The organism is Mesorhizobium sp. Arg314 (assembly GCF_053714275.1).
The window spans coordinates 1-246 of record NZ_JBSKBP010000368.1 but is presented as its reverse complement, the minus strand read 5'-3'; the positions used below and the strand labels follow the sequence as shown (position 1 = coordinate 246).

Here is a 246-nt window from a genome sequence, read left to right as displayed (position 1 = left end):
AGCGGATTCAACACGGCGTCTCCATCGGTGGAGGTCGACGTCGTCGGGCCGACCGGCGAATCGCTGGTCGACCGCATCGGATCGGCCGAGCATGAACCAGTGTCCGTCTTCGCGGTGCATCGCCAGATCGCCGTGCACCCAGATGCCTGGAATCGTTCGCCAGTAAGAATCGAGGTAGCGCTCGTTGTCCTGCCAGAACGATTGCGTCATGCCGACGAACGGTGCATGCACCGACAACTCGCCGAT

The 246-nt window shown here is 62.2% G+C and carries 1 pseudogene; it reads right to left on the bottom strand.

What is annotated here, in order from left to right:
• Positions 1 to 246, bottom strand: a pseudogene (locus ACWGS9_RS35895) (hypothetical protein); the annotation flags it as partial.